The sequence below is a fragment of the Pseudomonas sp. GM17 genome (assembly GCF_000282175.2).
Taxonomy (GTDB): domain Bacteria; phylum Pseudomonadota; class Gammaproteobacteria; order Pseudomonadales; family Pseudomonadaceae; genus Aquipseudomonas; species Aquipseudomonas chlororaphis.
In genome coordinates, this window is the sequence record NZ_CP124732.1 from 3649714 (window position 1) to 3660038 (window position 10325).

7 protein-coding genes and 1 pseudogene are annotated in these 10325 nt (G+C 65.2%); 4 read left to right on the forward strand and 4 right to left on the reverse strand.

The genetic code is table 11. The annotated features are described in order from the left end of the window. Positions 1–280: 280 nt before the first annotated feature. Positions 281–2281 carry an alpha-1,4-glucan--maltose-1-phosphate maltosyltransferase gene (locus tag PMI20_RS16415; protein ID WP_007930983.1) on the reverse strand — a complete coding sequence of 667 codons (2001 nt, stop codon included), beginning with the start codon at positions 2279–2281 and terminating at the stop codon, positions 281–283. Between the two features lie 246 nt (positions 2282–2527). Here PMI20_RS16415 and PMI20_RS16420 point away from each other — a divergent pair, with 246 nt between their 5' ends. Beyond that, on the forward strand, positions 2528–2713 hold the full coding sequence (locus PMI20_RS16420; protein ID WP_007930980.1) for a hypothetical protein: 186 nt from the start codon (positions 2528–2530) through the stop codon (positions 2711–2713). Between the two features lie 99 nt (positions 2714–2812). On the opposite strand, the gene PMI20_RS16425 is transcribed toward PMI20_RS16420, so the two are convergent. Beyond that, the gene (locus PMI20_RS16425) at positions 2813–3319 is read right to left on the reverse strand and encodes an MgtC/SapB family protein (RefSeq protein ID WP_007930978.1); all 507 of its coding nucleotides are present in this window, start codon (positions 3317–3319) and stop codon (positions 2813–2815) included. 61 nt (positions 3320–3380) lie between these two features. Between PMI20_RS16425 and PMI20_RS16430 the strand changes: the two are divergent. The 3 genes and pseudogenes from PMI20_RS16430 to mapR form a co-directional block, all read left to right on the forward strand. Further along, positions 3381–3479 (forward strand): annotated as a pseudogene (locus PMI20_RS16430) (DUF3203 family protein); the annotation flags it as partial. A gap of 207 nt (positions 3480–3686) precedes the next feature. Further along, positions 3687–5099: a cytochrome c oxidase accessory protein CcoG gene (ccoG, locus tag PMI20_RS16435; RefSeq protein ID WP_007930976.1), complete on the forward strand. Its 1413-nt coding sequence runs from the start codon at positions 3687–3689 to the stop codon at positions 5097–5099. A gap of 133 nt (positions 5100–5232) precedes the next feature. Further along, on the forward strand, positions 5233–6642 hold the full coding sequence (gene mapR / locus PMI20_RS16440) for a GntR family transcriptional regulator MpaR (RefSeq protein ID WP_007930974.1): 1410 nt from the start codon (positions 5233–5235) through the stop codon (positions 6640–6642). 336 nt (positions 6643–6978) lie between these two features. Here the strand turns inward: mapR and PMI20_RS16445 are convergent, their stop codons facing one another. Both PMI20_RS16445 and PMI20_RS16450 read right to left on the reverse strand, forming a co-directional pair. Beyond that, complete coding sequence (locus PMI20_RS16445; RefSeq protein WP_007930965.1) at positions 6979–7725, reverse strand: SDR family oxidoreductase; 747 nt, start codon at positions 7723–7725, stop codon at positions 6979–6981. A gap of 411 nt (positions 7726–8136) precedes the next feature. After that, positions 8137–10215: a putative bifunctional diguanylate cyclase/phosphodiesterase gene (locus PMI20_RS16450; protein ID WP_007927655.1), complete on the reverse strand. Its 2079-nt coding sequence runs from the start codon at positions 10213–10215 to the stop codon at positions 8137–8139. Between the last annotated feature and the right edge of the window lie 110 nt (positions 10216–10325).

Below are 10325 nucleotides of genomic sequence, written 5' to 3' on the forward strand. Positions count from 1 at the left end.
CCGGGCCGATCGCAGCCTGCGGCAGCGGCTACACCGATCGCGCCTGTAGCCGCTGCCGAGCCTGCGAGGCTGCGACAAGGTCCGCAGGACCTTCGACGGCCTCAAGAGCGCGTCCCGTTCCGGGCCGATCGCAGCCTGCGGCAGCGGCTACACCGATCGCGCCTGTAGCCGCTGCCGAGCTCCGCGAGGCTGCGACAAGGTCCGCAGGACCTTCGAGGCCCTCAACAGCGCGCCCCGTTCCGGGCCGATCGCAGCCTGCGGCAGCGGCTACCGGTGTGAATCAGGCAACGCTGATGCGCCAGATGCCAAACGGTTGCTGCCAGGGTTCGATCCGCATGAACTGGGTCTTGCCGTACCAGGTCCAGCGATGGCCGTTCATCAGGTCCTCGCCCTGGGTCTGCGCATCGTCGGGCAGGCCCAGCTCCCACAGCGGCAATTCGAAATGCGCTTCCTGAGCGTTGAACGGGTCGAGGCTGACCGCCACCAGGATGAAGTTGCCGAGGTCGGCGGTGCGCTTGCCGAAATACAGGATGTTGTCGTTCCAGGCGTTGTAGACCTGCAAGCCCAGGTGCGTCTGCAGCGCCGGGTTCTGTCGGCGGATGCGGTTGAGCTGGGCGATCTCGGCAATGATGTTGCCGGGGGCGCTGAAGTCCCGGGGGCGGATCTCGTATTTCTCCGAGTCCAGGTATTCCTCGCGCCCCGGAACCGGCGCCGCCTCGCACAGCTCGAACCCCGAATACATGCCCCACAGGCCCGAGCCCATGGTGGCCAGCGCGGCGCGGATGAGAAACCCCGGGCGCCCCGAGTCATGGAGAAAGAACGGGTTGATGTCCGGCGTGTTGACGAAAAAGTTCGGCCGGTAGCATTCGCGCCACGGCGACTGATTGAGTTCGGTGAAGTAAGTCGCCAGTTCGCTCTTGGTGTTGCGCCAGGTGAAATAGGTGTAGCTCTGGGAATAACCGACCTTGCCCAGGCGCGCCATCATCGCCGGCGTGGTGAAGGCCTCGGCGAGAAAGATCACCTCCGGGAACCGCGCCCGCACATCGGCGATCAGCCACTGCCAGAACGGCAGCGGCTTGGTATGGGGGTTGTCCACGCGAAAGATCTTCACCCCCTCCTCGACCCAGCCGACCACGATGTCGCGCAGCTCCAGCCACAGGCTGGGGATGGCCTCGATGGCATAGAAGTCGACGTTGACGATGTCCTGGTATTTCTTCGGCGGGTTCTCGGCGTATTTGATGCTGCCGTCCGGGCGCCAGTTGAACCAGCCCGGATGCTGCTTGAGCCAGGGATGGTCCTGGGAACACTGGATGGCGAAATCCAGGGCGATCTCCAGGCCGTGCTCGGCGGCGGCCGCCACCAGGCGGCGGAAATCCTCGCGGCTGCCGAGCTGCGGATGGATCGCCTCGTGGCCACCCTCTTCGCTGCCGATCGCATAGGGGCTGCCGGGCTCGTCGAGGCCGGCGGTCAGCGAGTTGTTGCGGCCCTTGCGAAAGCTGCGGCCGATGGGATGGATCGGCGGGAAGTACAGCACGTCGAAACCCATGTCATGGATCATCGCCAGGCGCGAGTGCACATCGTCGAAGGTGCCATGACGGGCCGGATCATCGGTGATCGAGCGGGGAAACAGCTCGTACCAGCTGGCGAACTGCGCGCGTTCGCGCTCCACGTCCAGCGGGTATTGCGGGCTCAGGCTCAGGTAGGGACGGTGGTCGGCCTCGGCCATCAGCCGTGCACTGCGTTCGTGCAGGAACAGCGCCACCTGCTCGGCTTCGAGCAGCGTCGCCAGCTCATGGTGCAGCGCCAGCAACTGCTCGCGCAGCGGCCCTTCGCTACGCTCGGCGGCGTGCAGCACATGGCTGCGGCCCTCCTGCAATTCGAGGCTGACCGCGATGCCGGCCTGGTGTTTCTTCTGCAGGTCGTAGCAGAAGCTGGCGAACTGATCGATCCAGGCCTCGATGCAATACAGGTAGCGGCCCTGGCTGGGTACTGTGAACTGGCCTTCCCAGCTATTGTTGCCGAGGTCTTCCATGGTTTCGCTGTGCCAGTGGCTGTCGGCTTCGGCGCACCAGCGGATGCGCACGGCCAGTTTGTCGTGGCCGTCGGCGAACACCTTGCTGCTGACCCGCACCACCTGCCCCGCCACCGCCTTGACCGCGAACTGGCCACCGTCGATCAGCGGCCGAGTGTTCTCGATGACGATACGCGGCAGCAGCAAGGCCTGCGACAGGGGCAGGTTCGGGTTGTATTGCAGTTCGGTCGGTCTTTTTTCGGCAGTCATCGAGCATCACTCCTTACGCCCCATGGACGCTCTGTTGCTGGTCTATTCCGGCGCGGCGCCCTCCCTTGGGAACGGCCCCAGGGTCGGCAATGGCCCGCGCGGATCAGCGAAGCACTTAGGTTCCGAGACACCAGGGCCGGGAAAGTTCACCCGGATTTGCCTCCCTTCGCGCCGGGAATCAAATCACCGGGCCGAGGGTCCACCTTGGAAGACGGTGCAAAACCAAGCACAAAGGAGGCCATGCCCATGAGTATCCCGATCCCGGCGGAAACGCCCGACCCGAACATCGACCACCCGACGTTGCCGCCAACCGAGCCGCAACCGGTGCCCGAGGAAGATCCACCCGAAACGACCCCACCGCCCAAGGAGGAGCCGCCGATCGATCCGGCACCGGTCATCGCTTGCGGTCACAGCATTACGCCCAAACCATGACAAGCGTAGACAATCGGTTGCCCGTCGCTGCCGTCGCCAACCGGCAGCGGGCATCCCTTCGTTGCTGGCGGCGAGTGTGCCCGCGACGCTTCAGGGCGTTTATCCGGGCGGTTCATCGTCGCCTTCCAGCTTGCGCACTATCCAGGGCATCACGCTGAAGACCGCCAGCGCCAGCAGGGTGCTGAACACCGCCGTGGCTTCGCGGCCGACACCCGCCGAGACGCCGATCGCCGCGGTCATCCACAGCCCGGCCGCGGTGGTCAGGCCCTTGACGTGCCCTTCCTCGTCCTGCTTGCCCTTGAGAATGGTGCCCGCGCCGAGAAAACCGATACCGGCGATCACCCCCTGCACCACCCGGCTCATGGCATCGGCCTGGGCGCCGGACATCTGCGGCACCAGCACGAACAGCGCCGCCCCCAGCGCCACCAGCATATGGGTGCGCACCCCGGCGGCCTTGCCCTTGTGCTCGCGTTCAAAACCGAGAATGCCGCCCAGCAGCGCGGCGATCAGCAGGCGTACGGTGATCTGGGTGAGTTGCCGGGCATCGCCGATATCGGCGAACTCCGCTTGCAGGGTGACCCAGACTTCATGCCACCAGGCGTTCATGCGCAGGTCCTTTCCGTTCGGGTTCTCAGGTTCTTATTGGCGGGCGGGCAACGAGGCAGCCCTCCTTATCACCGAAGCAGAAGCCGACGCATTGACCGTAGCAGGCGCCACCGACGGCCGGCGTCATCTGCGCGCCAGCGACAGTGATTCGGTGATTTGACTGATCTGCATCACAGCGCCCGGCGCAGGCCTGTGCCAGACGCCGACGGCGCCCGATAGCGGGCGCCTGGCCGGGTATGGCAAGTTGTCGCAGGGCGGCGCCTGACGGGCATCTGATCTGCTTTTTATTGCGATACCTGAGTCTGTTATGCAAACAGATCGCTGGGCATAGTTCGTCTGCCTGATGGAGGCTGATGAGCGAACGACCATGAGCGAAAGAATCCCCGTCCGATTAGTAGAAACATTCGAGCCTGCGCGCCCAAAGACGAAGGCCAAATCCAGCGACAACCTGATCCACACCCGCAGTTTCACCGGCCTGTTCCGCACCCTGCGCATGAGCGGCGCGGGCTTCCTGTTCCTGCTGTTCTTCGGCACCGTGTGGTTGAACTGGGGCGGCCGCCAGGCGGTGCTCTGGGACCTCGCGGAAAGCAAGTTCCACATCTTCGGCGCCACCTTCTGGCCGCAGGATTTCATTCTGCTCTCGGCGTTGCTGATCATCTGCGCCTTCGGCCTGTTCGCCATCACCGTGTTCGCCGGCCGCGTCTGGTGTGGCTATACCTGCCCGCAGAGTTCCTGGACCTGGCTGTTCATGTGGTGCGAGAAGATCACCGAGGGTGAACGCAACCAGCGCATCAAGCTCGCGGCCGCGCCCTGGAACCTGAACAAGCTGATCCGCCGTTCGGCCAAGCACAGCCTGTGGCTGGCCATCAGCCTGCTCACCGGCCTGACCTTCGTCGGTTACTTCACGCCGATCCGGCCGCTGGCCGAGGAGTTGCTGACCCTGCAGATTGGTGGGGTCAGCCTGTTCTGGGTGCTGTTCTTCACCGGCGCCACTTACCTGAACGCCGGCTGGCTGCGCGAGGCGGTGTGCATGCACATGTGCCCGTATGCGCGGTTCCAGAGCGTGATGTTCGACAAGGACACCCTGACCATCTCCTACGACCCGGCCCGCGGCGAAATCCGCGGCCCGCGCAAGCGCGGCGTAAAACCCACCGATATCGGCCTCGGCGACTGCATCGACTGCCAGCTGTGCGTGCAGGTCTGCCCGACCGGCATCGACATCCGCGACGGCCTGCAGATGGAATGCATCGGCTGCGCCGCCTGTATCGACGCCTGCGATTCGATCATGGACAAGATGGGCTATGCCCGGGGCCTGATCAGCTACACCTCGGAGCACCAGTTGCAGGGTGGCAAGACCCATCTGCTGCGCCCACGCCTGATCGGCTACAGCGCGGTGCTGCTGGTGATGATCGGCGCCCTGGCCCTGGCGCTGGTGGAGCGGCCGATGGTGTCGCTGGACGTCAGCAAGGACCGTGGCCTGTTCCGCGAAAACAGCCTGGGCCAGATCGAGAACATCTACAGCCTGAAGATCATCAACAAGACCCAGCAACGCCAGGATTACCGCCTGCAACTGGTGGACGGCGACGGCTTCCAGCTGCAAGGCAAGACCGAAGTCAGCCTGGCCGCGGGCGAGATCGTCGACCTGCCGGTGTCGGTGGCGATGATCGCCGACCAGCCGCAGAGCAGTTCCCAGGAGCTGAGTTTCAAGGTGGTCGACGCCGACCAGCCGCAGATCTACAGCGTGGCCAAGAGCCGGTTTGTTGCGCCCTTGAACCGTTGATCCCTTAGACTGGGCGCCGCTTTGCGGCTATCGCGAGCAAGCTCGCTCCTACAGGTGCGCATTGGTCCTTGTAGGAGCGAGCTTGCTCGCGATAAATCGCTCAGCCACCGCAGCCTCCAACCCGAGCCGCCCCATGAAACGCTACGAAAAATTCGCCGACGACATCGCAGAACTGATCCGCTCCGGGGTGCTCGGCCCCGGCCAGCGCGTACCTTCGGTACGTTATGCCAGCCAGACCTATGGGGTCAGCCCGTCCACGGTGTTCCAGGCCTATTACCTGCTGGAACGCCGCGGCCTGATCCGCGCCCGGCCGCGCTCCGGCTACTTCGTCAACACCCATGCGCCGAGCCCGTTCTCGGAGCCGGTGATCAGCAGCCAGGTCAACGAGTCCACCGAAGTCGATGTCAGCGAACTGGTGTTCTCGGTGCTGGACTCGATCAAGGACCCGACCACCGTGCCGTTCGGCTCGGCCTTTCCCAGCCCGACCCTGTTCCCGCTGCAGCGCCTGTCGCGTTCCCTGGCCAGCGCCAGCCGCGAGATGGACCCACGGGTAGTGGTCACCGACATGTCGCCGGGCAACCCGCAGCTGCGCCGGCAGATCGCCCTGCGCTACATGGTTGGCGGGCTGATGCTGCCCATGGAAGAACTGCTGATCACCAACGGCGCCCTGGAAGCCCTGAACCTGTGCCTGCAGGCGGTGACCGAACCCGGCGACCTGGTGGCCATCGAGGCCCCGGCCTTCTATGCCAGCCTGCAAGTGCTGGAGCGCCTGAAACTCAAGGCGGTGGAAATCCCCGTGCACCCGCGGGACGGCATCGACCTGGGGGTGCTGGCGCAGACCCTGGAACGGCACCCGATCAAGGCCTGCTGGTGCATGACCAGCTTCCAGAACCCCATGGGCGCGACCATGCCCGAGGCGAAGAAGCAGGAACTGGTGGCGTTGCTGCGCAGCCATCAGGTGCCGCTGATCGAGGACGACGTCTACGCCGAGCTGTATTACGGCCAGCAGGCGCCGAAACCGGCCAAGGCCTTCGACACCGAGGGCCTGGTGATGCATTGCGGCTCGTTCGCCAAGAGCCTGGCCCCGGGTTACCGCATCGGCTGGGTCGCCGCCGGGCGTTACGCGCAGAAGATCGAACGGCTGAAACTGATGACCTCGCTGTGCGCCTCGATGCCGGCCCAGGCGGCCATCGCCGACTACCTGCAACACGGCGGCTACGACCGCCACCTGCGCAAACTGCGCTATGCCCTGGAAGAACAGCAGAGCGCCATGCTCGCCGCCATCGCCCGCTACTTCCCGGCGCAGACCCGGGTCAGCCAGCCGGCCGGCGGCTACTTCCTGTGGCTGGAACTGCCAGCGCAGATGGATTCGTTGAAGCTGTTCCAGATGGCCCTGGCCCAGGGCATCAGCATCGCCCCGGGACCGATCTTCTCGCCGACCCAGCGCTTTCGAAACTGCATCCGCCTCAACTACGGCAGCCCGTGGAACGAAGCGGCGGAACAGGCCATGGAAACCCTGGGCAGGATCGTGCGGTCGTTCTGAAGCCGGGCCAGCGCTCCACGTAAACGTGGAACCTGTAGCCGCGCAGATGGCCGAGCTCCGCGAAGCTGCGACAAGGTCCGCAGGACCTTCGACGGCCTCAAGAGCACGTCCCGTTCCGGGCCGATCGCAGCCTGCGGCAGCGGCTACACCGATCGCGCTCCCCTGTAGCCGCTGCCGAACTTGCGAGGCTGCAGTCGGTTTGGGCGGCACTCCGACATAGCGACCGCAAATCCTGAACTTGCGATTTGTCTGGACAGGCGCGCTGTCCGGCCTTGCGACTGCTGCGCAGTCGATCGCAGCCTCGCGGGCTCGGCAGCGGCTACACGCGTGAGGCTCTCAGCGGCCGCCGCCCAGGTCGATAAAGGTCCCGGTGGAATACGAGGCCTTGTCCGACAGCAGCCAGATGATCGCCTCCGCCACCTCGTCCGGACGGCCGCCGCGGCCCATGGGGATGGCGGATTCCAGCTTGCTGACGCGGTCGGCGTCGCCGCTCAGGGCATGGAAGTCGGTGTAGATGTAGCCCGGGCGCACGCCGTTGACGCGGATGCCTTCGCCGGCGACTTCCTTGGACAGGCCGATGGTGAAGGTGTCCAGCGCCCCCTTGGAGGCGGCGTAGTCGATGTACTCGCCGGGCGCGCCCAGGCGGGCGGCGACCGAGGACACATTGACGATGCTGCCGCCCTGCCCGCCATGCCTTGGCGACATGCGCAGCACCGCGTGCTTGGCGCAGAGGATCGGCCCGAGCACGTTGGTCTTGAGGATCTTGAGAATGCGGAATTCGGACATTTCGTCGAGCCGCGACTTCTGCCCGACGGTCCCGGCGTTGTTCACCAGCGCGGTGACCCGCCCCAGTTCGGCGTCGACCCGTTGGTAGAGGGCGATCACTTCGTCCTCGATGCTGACATCGGCCCGCACGGCAATCGCCTGGGCGCCCAGGCCGCGTACCTGCTCCAGCACCTGGAAGGCCGCCTGTTCGTCGGCCTGGTAGTTGATGCAGATGCGATAGCCCTGTTGCGCGGCCAGCAGCGCGGTGGCCGCGCCAATACCGCGGCCGCCACCGGTGATGAGGATGACTTTGTCCATGCTGCCAACTCCCTCGCTGATCTTTGAACGCCAGCAATTAAACACCCTGCGGCGAGCGTTGCAAACCTTCTCGGGGCCGTCATCCGCCCCCTGGCTGATCGCCGGTCGGCGTGTCTATCCAGGCAGATCGCGGGCTTGGGGTTTGTGCTCGCTGCGTCGGAATGCCGCCCAGACCGGACGCAGCCTCGCAGGCTCGGCAGCGGCTACAGGAGTTGGCTAAAACGCGATCGATGTAGCCGCTGCCGCAGGCTGCGATCGGCCGGCACGGCCGTGATGTTACTGCGGTAGCACGGTCTTGGGATTTTCTACCGTCTGGTCCATCGTCATCGCGGGCAAGCCTCGCTCCTACAGACGCGCTGTAGCCGCTGCCGAAGGCTGCGAACCTGCGAAGCAGGCAGGCGTTCGACGCGCTCAGAGCGCCAGCTGTTCGGCCTGATGGATGTTCTGCATGAACCGTGCGGCCGGCAGCGGATGGCCGAGGAAATAGCCTTGCAGCGAATCGCAGCCCAACTGGGTCAGGAAGGTCTGCTGCACGTCGGTTTCCACGCCCTCGGCGACGATCCGCAAGCCCAGGGCCCGACCCAGGGCGACGATGGCCGAGACGATCGCCGCGTCGTCGCTGTCGTGCTCCAGGTCGCGGACGAAGCCGCGGTCGATCTTCAACTCGTTGGCCGGCAGGCGCTTGAGGTACATCAGGCTCGAATAACCGGTACCGAAGTCGTCGATGGACAGGTCCACGCCCATCTCCGCCAGTTGCTTGAGCACAGTCATGCTGGCATCGGCATCGCTCATGGCCGTGGTCTCGGTAATCTCCAGGGTCAGGCTGTTGGCCGGCAAGCGGTGCAGGCTCAGCGCCTTGGCCACGCTGTCGACCAGCCCGGCATGGCAGAACTGCAACGCGGAGATATTCACCGCGATCCGCCAGCCTTCATAACCTTCGCTGTACCACTCGCGCATCTGCCGGCAGGCCTCGTTGAGCACCCACTCACCGATGGGGATGATCAGCCCGGTCTTTTCCGCAAGGTCAATGAACGTGTCCGGCAGCAGCAGCCCCAGTTGCGGGTGCTCCCAGCGCAACAAGGCTTCGGCGCCCACCGGCAAGCCGTTGGTGGCATCGAACTTGGGCTGGTAATAGAGCCGGAACTCGCCGTGCTCGACGGCATGGCGCAGGTCCTGCAACAGTTGCAGTTGCCGGCGCGCGTCGCTGTTCATCGAGGCGTCGAAGAAGCTGTAGCCGTTCTTGCCGGTGCCCTTGGCGTGATACATCGCCGCATCGGCGTTCATCAGCAGTTCCTGGGGCGTCAGGCCGTTGCCCGGGTACACCGCGATGCCGACGCTGGCGGAGATCTGCAACTCGTGTTCGGCGACCCGGAACGCCTGGCCGATCAGGCCCACCTGGCGCGCGGCCAGGCGCAAGGCATCGTCCGCCTCGTTCAGTTGCACCAGCAGCACGAACTCGTCGCCGCCGATCCGCGCCAGGGTGTCCTGGCTGCGCAGGTCTTCGCGCAGGCGCACCGCCACCTCGCGCAGCAACTGGTCGCCCATGTGATGGCCAAAGGCATCGTTGACCGGCTTGAAGCCGTCCAGGTCGATGAACATCAGCGCGAAACAACCGCCCTGCTCCGTCACCCGCTGCATCGCCTGGTCGATACGGTCGGCCAGCAGCGTGCGGTTCGGCAGGCCGGTCAGGGTGTCGTGCAGCGCCAGTTGGGTCAGCTCGCGGTTGGCCACGGTCAGCGACTCGGCGAGCACCGCGGTGCGCGCTTCCAGGCGCGCGTCGAGTACCGAAGTCAATAAGGCAATGACCAGCACCGCCAGGGTGGTGATCAGCACCAGGTTGTCCAGGCCCTTGCCGCTCAGGCCGTCCACCGCCGCGCCACAGAAACTGCCGTCGGCGAAGCGCGCCGCGGCCATGCCGGTGTAGTGCATGCCGACAATGGCGATGCCCATCACCACCGCGGCCCCACAACGGGCCAGGCGTACATAAGGGGTATTACGGCGCAGGTGAAAGGCGATCCACAGTGCCGCGGCCGAGGCGCCGACGGCAATCAGCAGCGAGGCGCCAAACAGGCTCGGGTCGTAGTCGATGCCCGGCTGCATGCGCATCGCCGCCATGCCGGTGTAATGCATGGCGCTGATCCCGGCGCCCATGATCAGCGCGCCGAAGGCCAGCTGCCAGAGCGGCAGGCTCTGCTGGCTCACCAGCCACAGGGCGAAACCGCAGGACAGCACGGAAATCAGTAGCGACAGCGCGGTGATGCCAGTGTCGTAGCCCAGGTCGATGGGCAGGCTGAAAGCGAGCATGCCGATAAAGTGCATCGACCACACCCCGATGCCCATGGCCAGGGCGCCTCCGGCCATCCACAGCAACGCCGCCCGACCACGCGTGGTGGCGATGCGACCGGTCAGGTCGAGCGCAGTGTAAGAGGCGAGAATCGCCACAAACAGGGAAATCAGAACCAGGGCGGGAGAGTAGGTACCGATGAGCATGAACGTCTCGTGGCGTTAGCCGGAAGCGTCCATGCCCGGCGGTAAAAAGGCGCAATTGTACTGCTTGCGTATAGAAACACACTCACAAAGTAAGCAAAAAGCCATCAGTC